The organism is Acidobacteriota bacterium, from assembly GCA_039028635.1.
GTDB lineage: Bacteria > Acidobacteriota > Thermoanaerobaculia > Multivoradales > JBCCEF01 > JBCCEF01.
In genome coordinates, this window is the sequence record JBCCHV010000072.1 from 14,631 (window position 1) to 32,138 (window position 17,508).

Genomic DNA, 17,508 nt, shown 5'->3' on the forward strand with positions numbered 1-17,508 from the left:
CCCTCGAGGGCCAGTTCTTTCGACTCGCTGTCGGTCGCGGATTCGCTCGCTGCGGTGGCTGACTCGGTCAACTTCTCCGGAGACCACGGCTCCCCCGTCTTCCCCCCGACCGGATCTATCGCGGTGCGGAACGACGAAAGTCTTCGAGGATCTGCTCGACCCGCGGTCGCATGCGTTCCATCCGGCAGCGGCGGCCCGCGATGACGGCCGCCAGATCGGCCGCCGCAAGACTCGCATCGTCGTTGATGATAACACAGTCAAAACTTTCGTAACACTCGATTTCCCTGACAGATGCGGCGAGTCGGCGAGTGATGACGGCGGCATCGTCGAGGCCTCTCGAGCGCAGCCTGCGCTCGAGATCGCGATAGCTCGGAGGCAGCACCAGGACGGTGAGAATCCCCGGATATCGGCGTCGTAGCTGGTCGGCTCCCTGAACGTCGACGTCCAGCAGCACGTCGGTTCCCGCCTCCAAGCGGGGCTCGACCTCGTCCTTCGAGGTGCCATAGAGGTTGCCGTGCACCTCCGCCCACTCGAGAAAGCGATCCGCCGCCACCATCGCCTCGAAGCGCGCCCGGTCGATGAAGTGGTAGTCCTCGCCATCCCGCTCCCGACCGCGTGGCGAGCGGGTGGTGTGACTGACGGAGAAGACGATACGCCCCTGCTGGCGCTCCAGCAGAGCATCCACCAGCGTCGTCTTGCCGGCTCCGGAAGGAGCCGCCAGCAAGATCAGCTCCCCGCGCACCGTCGCCGCTGCCTCGACCGGCTGCGACTCACTCGACATTCTGCACCTGCTCGCGCAGCTGCTCGCAGAGAACCTTGCCGTCGAGCACCTGGCGGGTCATGGCGGCGTCGCGGCACTTGGCTCCCAGGGTATTGAGCTCACGGAAGATCTCCTGGGTCAGGAAATCGAGACGCTTGCCGACGGATCCCGCCTTGGCCATCACCTCGAGGAAGTGATCGAGGTGCGAGGTCAGGCGGTCGAGCTCTTCGGCGATGTCGCTGCGATCCACCAAGACGGCGACCTCTTGAAGCATGCGGTCTTCGTCCACCGGCACCTGCTTCAGGATGTCGGCCAGCCGCGTCCGCAAGTTCTCCGCGAGCTCGTCGCGCACCGTTTCCCGCGCCGCCGTCATCGCCTTGGCGAGGGCCGAGAGGGCCTCGATCCGCTGGCTCAGAACAGCGCGCAGCTTGTCGCCTTCGGACTGTCGCCCCTCGCGCATCTGCTCGAGGGCGCCGGCCGCCGCGCGCCGCAGGATCTCGCCGTCCTCGTCGCGCCATTCGACCTCGGCGACCTCGGTGGTGACCGCCTGAGGCACCGCCAACAGATCGGTGAAGGTCAGCGGCGCCGACACCCAGCCGCGCTCGCGCAGCCGCCCGACGGCCTCGTGGGTGGCGGCGATCACTTTCTCGTCGAGCAACAGCCGTGCCTCTCCCCGCTTCACCGGCCGGAGGTCGACGTTGGCGTCGACGCGACCGCGGAAAAGCTCGCCGGTGAGCAGCTCGCGGAGCTCCCCTTCCATCGGTCGCAGCTCGTCCGGCAGATGCAGGCGCAGCTCCAAGAAGCGATGGTTGACTCCACGCAGCTTGAAGGTGACTTCGAAGCGATCGTTGCTGAAGCTCTGTTGACCGAATCCGGTCATGCTCCTCATGACGTCTTCCCCCCTGGTGTCACCAGCGCCTCGGCGCGTCGGCCGACCTCGCCGAGGCGCTCTTCGAGCAAGCGGCAGCCTTCCTCGGTGTCCGTTTCACGAGAGAACGACAGCGGCTCGCCGTGGGCGAAGCAGACCCGCGCCCCGGGAAGGGGAACGATCATGCGATCCCAGCTCCCCAGGCAGCGATAGCGGCTGGCCGCGAAGGCCACCGGTACCACCGGCAAGCCGGTGGCCGCGGCGGCCAACACCACCCCGGCCTTGGCGACTTCCGGGGGTCCCTTGGGGCCGTCTGGCGCGAAGGCCAGATCCCAGCCGGCGCGCGCCTTCTTGAGCAGTCCCCAAAGGGCCGCCACCCCACCGCGGGTGGTCGAGCCGCGGGTCGAGCCGATGCCCAACCGGGCCGCCGCCCGGGCGGCCAGCTCGCCGTCTCGATGTTGGCTGATCATGATCGATATCCTACGGCCTCCGTAAGCCTTTGGCATCAGCAGCAGATGGCGATGCCAGCAAGCCAGGATGTAGGGACTTCCGGAGGACTCCAGGGCCCGCTGCGCAGCGTCCCCGTCGTGGTGGCGGCGCACCGTCGCGGCCAGGCCGCGCACGATCCAGGCGAGGAGCCAGGACCCGAGTGCGATCTGCCACTCCCGTTCGAGCTTGATCATCGCGCCGCCTCACTCTCGAAACTGCAGATCGTAGAGCCGTTTGTAGGTACCGCCGAGGGCCAGGAGCTCGCTGTGGGTCCCGGCCTCGATCATGCGGCCGGCCTCCATCACCACGATGCGATCGGCCTTCATGACGGTCGACAGGCGATGCGCGATGACCAGCGTCGTTCGGCCCTGCATGAGGTTGTAGAGGGCCTTTTGCACCAACGCCTCGGACTCGCTGTCGAGCTGTGAGGTGGCTTCGTCGAGGACCAGAATGGGGGCATCCTTGAGCAGGGCGCGGGCAATCGACAGGCGCTGGCGCTGACCGCCGGACAGGCGCAGGCCGCCCTCGCCGATGCGGGTCTCATAGCCCTCCGGCAAGTCCTGGACGAAGTCGTCCGCGAAGGCCGCTCGCGCCGCTTCGCGCACCCGCTCGAGGGGCAGATCATCGCGCCCATAGGCGATGTTGTTGCGCACCGATTCGTTGAACAGCACCGTCTCCTGAGTGACCACACCGATCAAGGAGCGCAAGCTTCTGAGCTTGAGGTCGCGCAGGTCGATGCCGTCGATCGCCAGGCGGCCGCGGTCGGGATCGAAGAAGCGCGACAGCAGGTTCACCATCGTCGACTTGCCGGCACCGGAAGCCCCGACCAGGGCGACGATCTCACCGCGCCGGATCACCAGATCGATATCTTCCAGGACCGGCTGCTGCTCGTAGCCGAAGGACACCCCTTCGTAGGACACGCCCTGCTCGACGCCATCGATGTGGCGAGCTCCGGGACGCTCCTCGATATCGTTCGGCACCGCCATCAGGCCGGAGACCCGGTGCGCCGCCGCCAGCGCCTCCTGCAGGATGAGGTTGACCTTGTTGAGCTTGCGAATCGGGTCATACATCAACATCAGCGTGGTGAGGAACATCACCAGCTGCGGGCCCGACATCTCGCCCTGATGAATTCTGCTGCCGGCATAGATGAGCAACGCGACGGAACCCACCACCGCCAGCGACTCCACCACCGGGCTCGACAGATTGGAGAGTAGCTGGGCTCTCAAGTTGACCCGCTTGTGCTGCTCCGTCGCTTCGCTGAAGCGGCGATGCTCGAACTCCTCCATGCCGAAGGACTTGACCACCCGGTAGCCGCGCACCCCCTCGGACATCAGCGAGGCGATGTCGGCCATGCGCTCCTGGGAGCGGTGGCTGGTGCGCCGCATGCCTTTGCCGAAGCGCACGATCGGATAGACCAGCACCGGCGCCACCACCAGGCAGATGATGCCCAAGGAGAAATGGGTCGAGAGCAGCAATGCCGTGTAGAGGATCAGGGTGAGGGGTTGCTGGAAGAGGTCGAGCAGCCGGTTCGAGACGGCGTTCTGCATCAACGAGACGTCGTTGACCACCCGCGCCATCAGCTCGCCGGAGGTGTGCTCCGAGTGGAAGCGGCTCGACTGCCCCAGAATGCGCTCGTAGAGGTCGTTGCGGACATCGGTCATCACCCCCAGACCGATGCGCTGGAAGGAGTAACCGCTGACGAAGTTGGCCAGATTGCGGATCAGGAAGACCAACCCGAAGAGGAGCGGCACGAAGATGTAGACATTGTCCTCGTCGACGTCGAAGCGCTCCTTGAGCCCGCCGTAGAAGCGGTCGAACTGCGCTGCGGCGTTGAAGAAGGAGGGTTTCTCACCCTCTTCGGCCTCGGCCACACCGAGCAGCGACGGACCGTCTTCGGATTGCAGAACCTCGGCGAAGATGGGCTCGATCAGCGCCGCCACCAGCGCCGAGGTGACGGCGAAGGTGACGATCGCCAGCAAGGCGACGCCGGCGGTCGGCAGGTAGCGCCGGAAGTAGCGCCAGAAGAAGCTCGCGATCTTCAAGCCAGCGCCTCCAGAGACTCGGCCACGGCTTCGGCGGCGCGTTCACTGGCACCGGCCGATCCCAGCCGCGGGCGCAGCTCGGAAAGCCCCTCTTGCAGGCGCCGTCGGCGTGCCTCGTCGCGCAGAATGGCGAGGGCCTCGACGGCGGTTCTTTCCGCCGACGCCTCCGCCTGCAGCAGCTCCGGTACCACCTCCCGGCCGAGCACCAGGTTGACCAGGCTGAAGTGGGGCAAGCGAACCAGCCGCCGCGCCAACCAGTAGGTCCAGGTCGCCAGGCGATACATCACCACCATCGGCGTGCCCAGCAACCCGACCTCGAGGGTCGCGGTCCCGGAGGCGGTGAGGGCGAGATGGCTGTCGGCCACCACCGCGAAGCGATCTTCTTCGACGATCTCGACCTGCCGAGACAGCGACGCGTCGGCGATCAGCTCCTCGATCCAGGAACGCGACAGCCCCTGCGCCTTGACCAGGCGAACGTAGAGCGGCACCTCTCGCGCCAGCCGTTCGACGGCTCCCAGCATGGCCGGCAAGAGGGCGCTGACCTCGCTGCGCCGGGACCCCGGCAGCAGGGCGATGCGGTAGGGCTCCTGGTCCGGCGCACCCTGCTGCCACCGCTGCTCTAGCTGCGGCACTTCGTCGATCAGCGGGTGTCCGACGCAGGTCACGTCCATGCCGTAGCGGCGATAGAAGTCGACCTCGAAGGGAAACAGCACCAGCATGCGGTCGACGCGTCGCCGAATGGTGTGGACCCGTCCCTTGCGCCAGGCCCACACCTGCGGGCTGATGTAGTAGATCACCGAGATGCCCTGATCTTTGAGCGGACGAGCCAGGCGCAGGTTGAAGTCCGGCGAATCGATCAGCACCGCTGCCGACGGGCGACGGGCTTCGGCCTCCTTCACCAGCCGGGCGAACAGGCGTCGCGCCCGCGGCAGGATCTTGAGCGCCTCGACGATTCCCACCACCGAGATCTCGGAGCTGTCCGCCACCGCCTCGAAACCGGCCTCCCGCAGCTCCGTGCTGCCCAAGCCGAAGGCCTCGAGACGCGGAAAACGGCGGCGCAGAGCGCGCAGCATGCGAGCACCGTGGAGGTCGCCGGAAGCCTCCCCGGCGACGATCATCAAGGGACCGACGGAGGTCATGGCAGCAGCTTCGGGAAAGCGATCAAGGGAACGGTGCCGGCGGCCCGGACGGGAAGGGATACATCAACCAGGCGACCAGCAGACCACCGCCGACCATGCCGAAGAAGATCTGACAGAAGAGCTTGATCTGCTGCCGCCGCTCGCGTCGCCAGAGGGTGGTGAAGAAGAGGCTCACCAGCAAGGCGTAGAGCACCATCAGGAAGAAGTGGCTAAGCACGTCTCTACTCCTTGCGCCCGAGGGCGATGTCCCAGACGTCGATCACCAAGAGCAAATTCATCAGGCCGGCGGTGAGCAGGAAGGCGGTGCCGTAGTCGAAGCCGGCAGCCACCAGATCGCCCTCGTAGCCGAGCACGAACTCGAGGGCCAACCAGCCCACCCCCATGCCCATCGAGCCGATGGTGCCCAGGAGACTGAGGGGTTGCCCGGCGACGGGACGGTAGAGCTTGCCCTCGAGGGCGATGCCCACCAACATCGCCACCGCCACCAGGACGAAGAAGATCAAAGCCCGGACGCGGCGACCGAGCAACAGGTGACCGAGGCCCGGAAACAGCAGCGCTCCCGCCGCCAGCTTGAAGGCGCGGGGAAAATCCGGCCGCGCCTCTTTCTCGCTTTGGTTCACTCGCACTCCTCGGAGCCCGGTTCGGGCAAGGCGGCGAAGCGCTGCCGCAGGCGACGCCAGGCCGTTCGGACATCCTCCGGCACCACCCTCACGCTGCCCACGGCGGTCATGAAGTTGGTGTCGCCCCGCCAGCGCGGCACGACGTGGAAATGGTAATGGTCGGCGACCCCGGCGCCGGCGGCGCTGCCCAGATTCATGCCGAGATTGAAGCCCTCCGGCTCATAGACCTGCTGTAACACTCCTTGGCTGGTGAGCACCAGGGACCACAGCTCGCGCTGCGCCGCGGCGGGCGCCTGCCCCGGCTCCCGCCAGTGCTCGAGCGGTGCCACCATCAGGTGACCGCTGGCATAGGGAAAGCGATTGAGCAGAATGAGATGGAACCGGCCGCCGTGAACCACCAGCGAATCCGGCTCCTGCGGAGAACGGGCGGCGCTACAGAGAAAGCACTCGTCGCTCTTCATGGCGGCACTCGACACGTAGTCGAACCTCCATGGGGTCGACAAGCTCTCCATGGTGCGCAGCCGAAGGCTACTTCGTATTCAGGAGCTCGCGCAGCTCCTTGCCGGGCTTGAAGTAGGGAATCCGCTTCGCCGGCACCTGGACCTTCTCGCCGGTCTTGGGGTTGCGCCCCATCCGCGGCCCGCGATTGCGGATGCGGAAGCTCCCGAAGCCTCGGAGCTCGATCTTCTCGCCCTCTTTGAGGGAGTGGACGATGCTGTCGAACACCGTGTTGACGATGATCTCGGCGTGCTTCTTGGTGAGCTGGGTGCTGCGTGCCACCTCGTCGACCAGCTCGGCCTTCGTCATCCCGTCTCGTACAGGCACGGCTCCCCCTCGCTAAAAAGAGTCGGCGGCGACCCGTGTGGGGCCGCCACCGCCGGTTCTACTCTTCTTCTTCACCCGCGGAGGCATCGTCGTCATCGTCGTCCCCTTCGGAGGCTTCGATGACGACGTGCTCGCGCGCCGCCTGACGGGTGGACTTCTCGATGCCGTCGGAACCACCGGCGCTACGCTCGAGCTCCTCGACCTCCTCGGAGGTCGGCTGGAGCAGGCCCCGCATGGTGAGGCCGACCTTCTTGTCGTCGTCCTCGATGCGCAGAATGCGAGCGCGCACCCAATCCGTGACCTGGAACTCCTCCTCGATCTTCTGCCCCGGAGCGATGTCGATCTCGCTGACGTGGGCGAGGCCTTCGAGGCCCTGGTAGATGTCGATGAAGAGACCGAAGTCGGTGACGTTCACGACCCGCCCGTCGACCGTGTCGCCGACGTGGTGGCTGGACACGAAGTCCTCCCACTCGTTAGGCATGAACTCCTTGATCGAGAGCGACACCCGCTGGTTGTTGACGTCGATGTTGGTGATCCGGGCCTTGACCAGATCGCCCTTCTTGAGCACCTCGCTGGGGTGCTTGACGCGCTTCGTCCAGCTCATGTCCGAAACGTGGATCAGACCGTCGATGCCCTCGGTGATCTCGACGAAGGCGCCGAACTCGGTGAGGTTGCGGACCTTGCCCTCGATGATGCTGCCCATCGGGTGGCTGTCCTCGAGCTCCTCCCAAGGATTGCGCTCGGTCTGCCGCAAGGACAGGCTGATGCGCCGCTGCCCCATGTCGAGCTCGGAGACGATGGCCTCGACCTCGTCGCCCACCTCCAGGATGCGCGCCGGGTTGACCACCTTCTTGGTCCAGCTCATCTCGGAGACGTGGATCAGACCCTCGACGCCCTCTTCGATCTCGACGAAGGCACCGTAGTCCACCAGGCTGACCACCCGACCGCGCACTCGCGAGCCGATCGGGTACTTCTTGTCGACCAGGTTCCACGGATCCTCGGACTTCTGCTTGTAGCCCAGCGAGACGCGCTCCGTCTCGGGATCGAACTTGAGCACCACGATGCCGACTTCGTCGCCCACCGAGAAGTGCTCCGACGGGTGGTTGACCCGCCCCCAGGAGATATCCGTGATGTGCAACAGGCCGTCGATGCCGCCGAGGTCGATGAACACACCGTAGTCGGTGATGTTCTTGACCACGCCGTCGAGGCGGGCGCCTTCCTCGAGCTTGGTGATGGTCTCGGCCTTCTTCTTCTCGAGCTCCTTCTCGAGCACCGCCTTGCGCGACAACACGATGTTGTTGCGCCGCCGGTCGAGGCTGATGACCTTGAACTCGAGCTCCTCACCCCGCAACGATTCGAGGTGCTTGATCGGCTTGATATCGACCAGGGAGCCGGGAAGGAATGCCCGCAAACCCACGTCCACGGTGAGACCGCCCTTGATGCGGTCGATGATGCGGCCGGTGATGATCGAGCCGTTCTTGTAGGCGCTCTCGATCTCGTTCCAGCGCATCATGCGCTCGGCCTTCTGGCGCGAGAGCAGCACGTGCCCCTCGAGATCCTCGGTCTTCTCCAACAGGACCTGGACCTCGTCGCCCACCTCGACGGTGAACTCCTGGCCACGGCGGGTGAACTCGTTCTTCGGCACCAAACCTTCGGACTTGTAGCCGACGTCGATGATGACCTCGTTGGCGGTCATACCGATCACCGTGCCGGTGACGATCTCCCCCTCGCTGAGATTGCGCATGCTCTCGTCGTACATTTCGACGAGCTTCTGGTACTCCTCGTCCGCGCCATCGCCGGCCGCCTCGGCGTGCGGCTCCATGTTGACGATGCGATCGGACGTGTCAGCCGACTCTTCGCTGACGGACTCGGTGGTGGCGTCGGCCTCGGGGGCGACGCTGACCTCTTCGACCGACGAAGTCGGCTCGTTGTTTTGTTCTTCCGTGGACTGCATGGAACGGGATACCTCCTTGTTTGGGGTGTCAGGCTCGCGCCTGTGCTCTTCTCACGGGAAGAGCGTGAGCTCTCGGCAAGGCTCTGAGAACTCGGGATCACCGAGTATAGGGACCACCTAGAGGGGTGTCAACTGACAGATTCTTCGACACCTTCCGGGCCCTCGGCCCCCTTCCGTGACGCTCCCGTGACGGCCGCCGGAGCGTCCTCCCGAGGGCCTTCCACGGGGGCCTCCGGCGGCGCCTCTCCGGTGATCCGCCGCCAGGCCCAGGCGGCGTGCCGACGGACCACCGCATCGTCGTCCAGGAGGGCCCGGCGCAACGCCGGGAGATAGCCCTCGTCTCCCCGGTTGCCCATCGCGATGGCGGCATTGCGGCGCAACCCCTGGCGCTTCGCGCGCTGCATGGCGCTGCCTCGGAACAGCTCCTGATAGTCCTTTTCGCCGATCGCCAGCAGGCCCGCCAGGTCGAGCTCGCGGCGCGCCGGCGGCAGGTGGAAGTCGCTCTCCCGACCGCCCTCCTGGCGCCGAATGTTCCAGGGGCAGACCTGCTGGCAGATATCGCAGCCGAAAACCCACTCCCCGAGCTGCGGCCGCAGGTCCTCCGGGATGTCACCGCGATGCTCGATCGTCCAGTAGCTGATGCAGCGATTGGCGTCGAGGCGATAGGGCTCCGCCAGGGCGTCGGTGGGACAGGCTTCGAGGCAGCGAGTGCAGCGGCCGCAGAGGTCGGCGAGGGGCTCGGCGGGGGTGAGATCGAGACTGGTGAAGACCTCGCCCAGGAGAAAGAAGGAGCCGTCGCGGCTCAGCAGGCAGGTATTCTTGCCCTGCACGCCGATGCCGGCTCGGGCCGCCAGCTCGCGCTCCAGCACTGGTCCGGTGTCGACATAGGCGCGGGTCTCACACCCCGGGAAGGCCTCGCGAATGCGTTTCGCCAGCTTGCGCAGGCGCTTCCCCATCAGGTTGTGGTAGTCCCGCCCACGGGCATAGCGGGCGACGCCGGACCACAGGTCGCCGTCCTCCTCGCCGGCGCCTGCGAGGGGCCAATAGCGCAGCGCCACGCACAGCACGCTGCGCGCCCCCGGAAACAGCGTGGCCGGTTCGAGGCGCACCTCGCGGCGCTTTTCGAGCCAGGCCATCTCGGCGTGATCACCGCGCTCGAGCCAGCGCAAGAAGTGCTCTCCCCGGGCCACCGGCTCGAGTCCGGCGACGCCGGCGCGATCGAAGCCCAGCTCCCGGGCCCATGCGATGAGCGACTCGCTACGGTCTTCCACCCTGCCATCCTAGCTCGACCCTCCGACGCGGGACGCTGAGGCCCTTTCCGCCGTTGCCGCCACCCAGGCCTTGGAGTACAATCCGCCGGTCGGTCGAAAACTCTCTGACACAGAGGGTTCCGCGCGCGAAGTCCCTCGCGACAGCCGAGAATCGCCCCGGCGGTTCTTCATCCCAGCAGCCGCCCAAGGCGGTCGCCACAGTGCCCGCACGGGCTCGTCGGGCCGGGGTTCGCGCGCGCCGCTTGCGCTCTATCGAAGAAAGTGAGGGGATATGGACACGTTCGGTCAGATGCTGGACATGGGACACGAGAGGGTACTGATCTGCTCGAACCCGGAGGTCGGCTTGAAGGCCATCATCGCGGTGCATTCCTCGGTTCTCGGGCCGGGCCTCGGCGGGGTCCGGATGTGGCCCTACAGCAGCGTGGACGAGGCGATGACCGATGTCCTGCGGCTGTCCCGCGGCATGACCTACAAGGCCGCCGCCGCCGGCCTCAACCTCGGCGGCGGCAAGGCGGTGATCATCGGCGATCCCAAGCAGGACAAGAGCGAGGCCCTGTTTCGCTCCTTTGGGCGCTACGTCGACTCCCTCGGAGGCCTCTACATCACCGCCGAAGACGTCGGCACCGACATGGAAGACATGGACGCCATCTTCACCGAGTCGCGCTGGGTCACCGGCGTTGCCCCCGCCCTCGGCGGTAGCGGCGATCCTTCGCCGGTTACCGCCTACGGCACCCTGCAGGGCATCAAGGCGGCGGCTCGCTGGCGCTTCGACGACGCTTCCCTGAGCGGCAAGTCGGTCGCCATCCAGGGCCTCGGCAGCGTCGGTCTCTATCTGGCGTCCTACCTCAAGGACGAAGGTGCCAAAGTCTTCGGCTGCGACATCGATCCCGAGGCCACCGCTGAAGCGGCTTCAAAGCACACCGTCGAGATCGTCCACCCGGACGAGATCTACGACGTCGACTGCGACATCTTCGCGCCCTGCGCCCTGGGCGCCGTGCTCAACGACGACACCATTCCGCGGCTGCGCTGCTCGATCGTCGCCGGCGCGTCCAACAACCAGCTCCACGACAGCGACCGCCACGGCGCCGCCCTCAGCGACCGCAAGATCCTCTACGCCCCCGATTTCGTGATCAACGCCGGCGGCCTGATCAACGTCTACAACGAGCTCACCGGCTCCTACAATCAGGAACGGGCGCTGCGCATGACGCGCAGCATCTTCCTCAATCTGACCCGGGTGTTCGAGATCGCCAAGGCCGAGAACATCCCCACCGCCGAAGCCGGCGACCGGGTGGCCGAGGAGCGCATGACCAAGATCAAGGCCCTGGGAGTTCGCCAGTGGGGCCGCTTGATCGACGAGCGACGCTAGCAGGTTGCTGAACAAGTCGCGCTAGCCGCCGACTAGGCGCGCGATGCTAGGGTGCCGGTGGAAGCCACCGACACGCCGTGATCGACACCTCCATCATCGTTCCCAGCCTCGATTCCCCGTGGATCGAGCGCACCCTCGCCGGCCTGCGCCGGGAAGGGGCTCCGGGAGACTCCGTCGAGGTGGTGGTGGTCGGCCGGGACAGCGCGGCGCAGATCCCGCGCGATGGCTCGGTCCGCTTCTTCCCCACCGAGCAGCCGCTCAATCCGGCGGCGGCGCGCAATCTCGCCATTGCCAAGGCACGCGGCGACAAGCTGATCCTGATCGATGCCGACTGTCGGCCACTCACCGGCTGGCTCGATCGCCAGCGCGCCAACCTCGAGCACCATCCGGTCGCCGGCGGCGCCGTGACCTTTCCGCGCCAGGGCTCGCGCTGGGCCTTGGCGGACAACATCGCCTCCTTTCACGGGCTGCTCGCCGATCGCCCCGCCGATAGCGCCACGGAGGGACCCCTCGGCACCCTCAATCTCGCCATCCAGCGGGCCGCCTGGGAGCGTGTCGGCGGCTTCGACGAGGCCCTCACCACCAGCGAAGACTTCGACTGGGTGCTGCGCTGCCGCCGCGCCGGCCTGACCACCGCCTTCGATCCCACGGCCGTCGTCGAGCACGCCGCGGTGCGGGAATCCCGCCAAGACCTCGAACGGCACGCCACCTGGTACGGGCGAAACTTTCACGATTTCGCCCGCCGCCATCCCCAGGCCTTCGGCACCGGCCCGACCTGGAGCAGCCGTCGGGCCCTCGCCCTGACCGCCCCCCTCAAGGCCTACGCCGCGGCCTATGACATCTATCGCCGCAATCCCAGCCTGCGGGATGCGCGCCGCGCCTTCGGCGGTGTGGTGCATTTCAAGCGCGTCTGGTACCGCACCGTGGTCGCCACCTGGCCCGACCACCAGCCGCCGCCGGCAGGAGACTCCGATGGCCGCTGACACGGAAAGGCGCTTCCTGAGCTCGGCCCTTTCGGCCTACGGCAGCCAGCTCGGCCGAGTCGCCATTCGGACCCTGGCGGAGCTCGCCCTGGCACGCCTCATCCTGCCCGAGGACTGGGGCGTCTTCGGCCTCGCTCGCGCCGTCCTGGTGATCGCCGGTCTGGTGCGCGACGCCGGCACCCAGTACCACCTGGTGCGCGACGAGCGGCGGCCCTACGGCGAGGTGCTGGTCTGGATCCTCACCACCGGCAGCCTACTCACCGTCGGCCTGGTGCTCGCCGCCGGCCTCTTCGCCGGCCTCGACCCGCGCCTGCCGGAGGTCCTCACCTGGTTTGCACCGTGGCTGCTCCTCGACGGCCTGGCGATCGTGCCGAAGGTGTTCTTCGAGCGCCGCCTGGCGGTGCGCCGGCTGGTGGCGCCGGAGGTCCTGCGGGGCGCCCTCTTCGCCACTCTCGCGATCACCCTGGCGGCGCTCGGCTGGGGTGTTTGGAGCCTGGTCGCGGCCGAGCTCTCCGCAGCGGCCTTCTTCGCCGCTTTCGTCTGGCGTCGGGCCTGGGGCGAGATCCCCTTGGGCTGGGACCCGGCCGCTATTCCACCGCTGCTGCGGCGCAGCTCGCTGCTTTTCCTGATCGCCCTCGCGGCGGTTCCCATTCCCCACGTTCAGCGCTTCGTCATCGCCGCCTTCGACGAGTCCGCCAGCCTCGCCGTCGCCTTCTTCGAAAAGGCCTACGAGTGGGGCCTCCGACTGCAGATCCTGGTCCTTCCGGCGCTGCTGCGGGTGGTCTATCCGGCGCTGGTCGAGTATCGCGGCAATCGCCAGCGCATGGTCGACGCCTACCGCCTCGGCACCGTCGGCATTCTCGCCCTCGAGACCCTCGCCGCCTACTTCCTGTTCTTCAACGCCGAGGTGGTGCTCCTCGACATCATCCTGGGCCCGAAGTGGGTGGCCGCCGTCCCGCTGCTCAAGATCCTCTGCTTCTTGCCCCTCGCCGACCCTTTCACTCGCCTCGGCGGCGAGGTCCTCAAGGTGCGCGAGGAGGACCGCACCTGGCTGGTGATCGTAATCGCCAATATGACTTCCCTGCTGGTCTTCGGCGTGCTGCTGGCACGCCCCTTCGGCGTCGCCGGCATGGCCTGGGCCAACTACCTGCTGCTCGGCAACCTGCTGATGGCCTGGCGCATGGCGAGCTTCTGCGGCCCCGCTTTCTGGCGCCTGCTGCGGGACCTGGCCTTCGTCTACCTGCTGCCCTTGCCCCTGTTCCTGTTGACGGCGGCGGTTTTCCCGGCCGCCTCCTGGAGCCGCTTCGCCGCCTCCATTGCGGCCTCGGCTCTGGTGGCGGCGGCCTTCCTCCACCGCTTCGAGGGTCCGGTCAAGGACTTCTTCTTCCGCCCCTCGGCGGCCGCCGAGGGGGACCGCCGATGACCCTGCGCATCGCCTTCGTGATGTCCGGCCTGGGAATCGTCGAGCGCGGCGCCGAAGCCTTTGTCGTCGAGCTCGCCGAGGCCCTGCGGGAACGCGGCGTCGCGGTCACCACCTTCGGCCGCGGCACGCCGCCGGTGCCGGACCGCCAGCTGTGGGCCGTGCCGCGGGACGCTCCCTGGCTGACGCGCCTCTATCGCTTCCGCTGGCTGCGCAAGGTCCTCGACACCCTCTGGCTCGACCCCCTCAACGTCGAGTGGGCAACTGCCTCCTGGAGCGCCCAGGGGCCTTTGCGGCGCGGCGACTTCGACGTCCTGGTGATGGAAGGGGGACTGATCGGCGCCGCCATCGCCCGCCGGCTGCGCCGCCGCCGGGGCACCGCTTTCGTCGACATCGCCCACGGCAACAGTCCGAAATGGGAGCGCGCCTTCGCACGCCAGGGGCCGGACCGCGTGGTCGCCTTCACCGGCGCCGCCGCCGAGATGATCGCCGCCGGCGCGCCGCAGGCCGCCATCGAGGTGATTCCCCACGGCGTCGACCTCGACCGCTTCCACCCCGGCGCTCCGCCGGCACCGTGCGAGCTACCCGCGCCGGTGGTGATGACCGCCGGCGCCCTCGACGACCACAAGCGCATCGACCGCGCCATCGCCGCCGTCGCCGAGCTCCACCGGCGCGGCCGCCGGACCAGCCTGCTGGTCCTCGGCCGGGGCCCCCTCGCCGAACCTCTCGATGAGCTCGCCCATCGCCTTCTCGGCCGCCAGCACTACCGGCGCCTCGCCGTGCCGCGCGCCGAGATGCCCGGCTGGTTCACCGTCGCCGACGTGCTCACCCTGCCGTCGATCAGCGAGGCCTTTGGGCTCGCCTATCTCGAGGCCCTCGCCTGCGGCCTGCCCTGCGTCGCTCCCGACGATGCGGTGCGCCGGGAGGTCCTCGGCGAGGTCGGTCTCTATGCCGACCCGGAAGACACGGCGGCCTATGCCGACGCCTTGGCGGCGGCCCTCGATCGCGATTGGCAGAACCTGCCGCGGCAACGCGCCGAAGCCTTCTCGGCGCAAGCCACCATCGACGCCTACCAGCGCCTGTTCGAGACCCTGGCGGCGGAGCGACGCTCCGGGAGCCCACCGTGAAGACCGCCTTGCCGCCGGTGTGGATGTACCACCACGTCGAGCCGCCACCGCTGACGCCGCCGGCCACCTTCCCGGGCAGTTACCTGACCCCCGAGGAGTTGGCGCGCCAGCTCGACTTTCTCGCCGACCGCGGCCTGCGCGGGGTCAGCCTGCGGCAGGCCGCCGGCGAGCCGAAAAACCGCCGTCAGGTCGCCCTCACCTTCGATGACGGCTGCCGCTGCTTCGCCCGCCATGCCCTGCCGCTGCTGCGCGCCCGCGCCATGAGCGCCACCCTGTTCGTGGTCTCCGGCTCCCTCGGCGGCGACAACCACTGGGACCGCGCGGCCGGCGAGCGGCGCGAAGAGCTCGCCGACGGCGACACCCTGCGCCGCCTGGCAGCGGCCGGCATCGAGATTGGCGCCCACAGCCGCAGCCACCCCCGCCTCGACCAGCTGCCGGCCGCCGACCTCCAGGCGGAAATCGCCGGCTGCCGCCGCGATCTCGAGACCCTCCTCGGCGAGCCGGTCGAGTCCTTTTGCTACCCTTACGGCCGTCTCGATCCCGCCAGCCGCGCCGCCGTCGCCGCGGCCGGTTTCACCAGCGCCGTTTCGATCCACGGATTCCCCCACGCCCATCGCCGTGATCGCCTCGCCTTTCCACGCATGATCCTGGGACCCACCGAATCGAGCTTCGACCTCTGGCTGAAGGCCCGCGGCGCCTACTCCTGGTGGAGCCGCTTGCCGCGCCTCGGGATCACCGCCGCCCTGCGACGCTGGAGGCGGCGATGACCTGGTGGCCGCGCCTGCGGCGCGACTTCGGCCGCCTGCGCCAGGTCAAGGGCCGCTCCTTCTGGTCGGCCCTCCTCGACGGTCTGTTGTTCGATTCCGGCTTCCAGGCGGTGGTCGCCCATCGCTTCGCCCACGCCCTCAAGGGTTGGGGTGTCCCCCTGCTGCCGGCCATCGCCCGGCGCTGGTCGATCGGCTCCTGCGGCGTCGACATCCTGCCTCGGGCCGACATCGGCGGTGGCCTGATCATCGCCCATGGCCTCGGCCTGGTGATTGGCGGCGAGACCGTCATCGGCGAGGACTGCACCCTGCTCCACGGCGTCACCCTCGGCGAGGTGCGCTTCGACGAAACCGCCTGCCCGCGCCTCGGCGACCGCGTGACGGTGGGAGCCGGCGCCAAAATTCTCGGCGGCATTCGAATCGGGGACGATGCCATGATCGGTGCCGGATCGGTGGTGCTCCGAGACCTCCCGGATCAGGCCCGCGCCGCCGGCATTCCGGCACGCCTCCTGAGCTCTCCCGGCACCGATTCCTGATCTCCCGCGAGGTTCACCATGCCGGCCAGCTCCGTTCTCCGTCACTTCGCCTTCGCCACTCTGCTGATCATCGGCGCGTCCCTCTCTCCCGCCGCGGCGCAGGCGCCGAGCTGTGATCGCCACAGCAGCTTGACCCCCTTCGCTCTCGACACGCGCAGCGGACGCGCTCTCCTCTCGGTGAGCGCCGGCGATGGGCGACGAGGCTTGATCGACCTGGCCGGCGATGCCGCCAGCGGTCGCCTTCACGCCGCCGACGAGCGGCCCGTGTTCGCCGGTTCCGTGGGCCCCGGAGAGCCCTTTGGAGTCGAACGCTGTGGCCGCGAGTGCCTGCAGCCGGTGCGCTGGCAGGAGGGCCGTTGGAGCCCTCTGGGCGAAGCCTTGACCATCCCCCGCCGAGCCACCGTCGCCACCACCTGGGACCTCTCCGGCTCCGCCTGGCTGGTCGCCCTCGAAGGCGATCCGGCGACCGCCCGGGCATTTCGCCTGGTGGCGCGCGAATGGCAGCCCATGGGTCAGCGGCCGGTCCTCCTCGATCGACCAGAAGCGGCCTATCCGGACGCCGCCGATCGCCAGGGAGTTCTCTTTGGCGGCCTGCGCTTCAGTGCCGGAGCAGATCCGGCGACGACGCTCTCGGGCCTGCCCCGGGGTGCCGCCGGCGAGCTCCTGCCGGCAGGCGGCGACGACCATCGGATCCTCCTCGATGAGCGTGGCCGGGTGTTTCGCTCGGCCGACGCCGGCCGCCGTTGGGAGCTCAGTCGCTGGACGCCCTGGGGAGTTCAGCAAACCCGCACCTGGGAGCCCGGGCGCGACTATCAAACGGTTCGGCCCACCGGCGATGGCCAGGGCGCCCTCGCGCTGGCCTGGTTCGATCGCCGCAACCGCGACCAGCCACGCTTGTACCTCACAACTTGGGATTCCGAGAGCGGTTGGCGCACCCTCGCTGATCTCCCTCCGGAGATCTCGACCCTCGACGGCCAGGTCTTGGCCTACGACTACCTGCTCCGCCCCACCGCCGAGCGCTGGCTGCTGCTCACCGGCTGCGTCCACACGACCGCCAGCTCGCAGCTCTCCTTGCGCATCCTCGACGACGGCGGCGAGCTCTCGGGCCCTCGCCTGGTCCCGCTCACCAAGGTTCGCTAGCAGACTGCTGAAAAAGTCCGCTCCGCGACTTTTCCAACGCTGCTAGCTGTTTGTTTCAGGGGGCTAAGCGCCCCCTCGCCCGAAAAAGTGCGATTTTTCGGGCTCACCCCGTCTCACGGCTCCGCCGCCGGGCCCTCCGGGCCCGGAAGCAGGTTGCCGATGACTTTTTCAGCAACCTGCTAGCAGACTGCTGAAAAAGTCCGC

18 protein-coding genes are annotated in these 17,508 nt (G+C 68.0%); 7 read left to right on the forward strand and 11 right to left on the reverse strand.

Annotation, left to right across the window (positions count from 1 at the left end; genetic code table 11):
• Window positions 1-115 precede the first annotated feature (115 nt).
• The 11 genes from gmk to queG all read right to left on the reverse strand — a co-directional run bounded on the left by gmk (window position 116) and on the right by queG (window position 9,968).
• Complete coding sequence (gene gmk / locus AAF604_22045) at window positions 116-781, reverse strand: guanylate kinase (protein MEM7052363.1); 666 nt, start codon at window positions 779-781, stop codon at window positions 116-118.
• Window positions 771-1,649 carry a YicC/YloC family endoribonuclease gene (locus AAF604_22050; protein ID MEM7052364.1) on the reverse strand — a complete coding sequence of 293 codons (879 nt, stop codon included), beginning with the start codon at window positions 1,647-1,649 and terminating at the stop codon, window positions 771-773. The genes gmk and AAF604_22050 overlap by 11 nt, the downstream gene beginning before the upstream one ends.
• Window positions 1,646-2,311, reverse strand: coding sequence for a lysophospholipid acyltransferase family protein (locus AAF604_22055; protein MEM7052365.1), 666 nt, complete (start codon window positions 2,309-2,311; stop codon window positions 1,646-1,648). The genes AAF604_22050 and AAF604_22055 overlap by 4 nt, the downstream gene beginning before the upstream one ends.
• 9 nt (window positions 2,312-2,320) lie before the next feature.
• Window positions 2,321-4,159, reverse strand: a complete 1,839-nt coding sequence (locus tag AAF604_22060) for an ABC transporter transmembrane domain-containing protein (protein MEM7052366.1) — start codon at window positions 4,157-4,159, stop codon at window positions 2,321-2,323.
• On the reverse strand, window positions 4,156-5,298 hold the full coding sequence (gene lpxB / locus AAF604_22065; GenBank protein ID MEM7052367.1) for a lipid-A-disaccharide synthase: 1,143 nt from the start codon (window positions 5,296-5,298) through the stop codon (window positions 4,156-4,158). Before lpxB ends, AAF604_22060 begins: the two co-directional genes overlap by 4 nt.
• A 22-nt stretch (window positions 5,299-5,320) precedes the next feature.
• Window positions 5,321-5,515 carry a hypothetical protein gene (locus AAF604_22070; protein ID MEM7052368.1) on the reverse strand — a complete coding sequence of 65 codons (195 nt, stop codon included), beginning with the start codon at window positions 5,513-5,515 and terminating at the stop codon, window positions 5,321-5,323.
• A gap of 4 nt (window positions 5,516-5,519) precedes the next feature.
• Complete coding sequence (locus AAF604_22075) at window positions 5,520-5,918, reverse strand: DUF6677 family protein (protein ID MEM7052369.1); 399 nt, start codon at window positions 5,916-5,918, stop codon at window positions 5,520-5,522.
• The gene (locus tag AAF604_22080; GenBank protein ID MEM7052370.1) at window positions 5,915-6,430 is read right to left on the reverse strand and encodes an HIT domain-containing protein; all 516 of its coding nucleotides are present in this window, start codon (window positions 6,428-6,430) and stop codon (window positions 5,915-5,917) included. Before AAF604_22080 ends, AAF604_22075 begins: the two co-directional genes overlap by 4 nt.
• Before the next feature lie 16 nt (window positions 6,431-6,446).
• Window positions 6,447-6,725, reverse strand: a complete 279-nt coding sequence (locus AAF604_22085; protein ID MEM7052371.1) for an integration host factor subunit beta — start codon at window positions 6,723-6,725, stop codon at window positions 6,447-6,449.
• A 76-nt stretch (window positions 6,726-6,801) separates the two neighbouring features.
• On the reverse strand, window positions 6,802-8,697 hold the full coding sequence (locus AAF604_22090; GenBank protein MEM7052372.1) for a 30S ribosomal protein S1: 1,896 nt from the start codon (window positions 8,695-8,697) through the stop codon (window positions 6,802-6,804).
• Window positions 8,698-8,825: 128 nt separating this feature from the next.
• Window positions 8,826-9,968, reverse strand: a complete 1,143-nt coding sequence (queG, locus tag AAF604_22095) for a tRNA epoxyqueuosine(34) reductase QueG (protein ID MEM7052373.1) — start codon at window positions 9,966-9,968, stop codon at window positions 8,826-8,828.
• A gap of 271 nt (window positions 9,969-10,239) precedes the next feature.
• On the opposite strand from queG, the gene AAF604_22100 reads away from it, so the two are divergent.
• From AAF604_22100 to AAF604_22130, 7 genes are all read left to right on the forward strand, one after another.
• Window positions 10,240-11,334: a Glu/Leu/Phe/Val dehydrogenase dimerization domain-containing protein gene (locus AAF604_22100; protein ID MEM7052374.1), complete on the forward strand. Its 1,095-nt coding sequence runs from the start codon at window positions 10,240-10,242 to the stop codon at window positions 11,332-11,334.
• A gap of 77 nt (window positions 11,335-11,411) precedes the next feature.
• Entirely contained in the window at window positions 11,412-12,317 is a 906-nt protein-coding gene (locus AAF604_22105) for a glycosyltransferase (protein MEM7052375.1), read from the forward strand.
• Window positions 12,307-13,740 (forward strand): oligosaccharide flippase family protein, encoded by a 1,434-nt coding sequence (locus tag AAF604_22110; protein ID MEM7052376.1) that lies wholly within the window; start codon window positions 12,307-12,309, stop codon window positions 13,738-13,740. The genes AAF604_22105 and AAF604_22110 overlap by 11 nt, the downstream gene beginning before the upstream one ends.
• Window positions 13,737-14,864 (forward strand): glycosyltransferase, encoded by a 1,128-nt coding sequence (locus tag AAF604_22115; protein MEM7052377.1) that lies wholly within the window; start codon window positions 13,737-13,739, stop codon window positions 14,862-14,864. The genes AAF604_22110 and AAF604_22115 overlap by 4 nt, the downstream gene beginning before the upstream one ends.
• A complete protein-coding gene (locus AAF604_22120) occupies window positions 14,861-15,631 on the forward strand; it encodes a polysaccharide deacetylase family protein (protein MEM7052378.1) in 771 nt (256 codons plus the stop codon). Before AAF604_22115 ends, AAF604_22120 begins: the two co-directional genes overlap by 4 nt.
• On the forward strand, window positions 15,628-16,164 hold the full coding sequence (locus AAF604_22125) for a serine O-acetyltransferase (GenBank protein MEM7052379.1): 537 nt from the start codon (window positions 15,628-15,630) through the stop codon (window positions 16,162-16,164). Before AAF604_22120 ends, AAF604_22125 begins: the two co-directional genes overlap by 4 nt.
• Before the next feature lie 18 nt (window positions 16,165-16,182).
• Entirely contained in the window at window positions 16,183-17,304 is a 1,122-nt protein-coding gene (locus tag AAF604_22130) for a hypothetical protein (GenBank protein ID MEM7052380.1), read from the forward strand.
• Window positions 17,305-17,508: the final 204 nt, after the last annotated feature.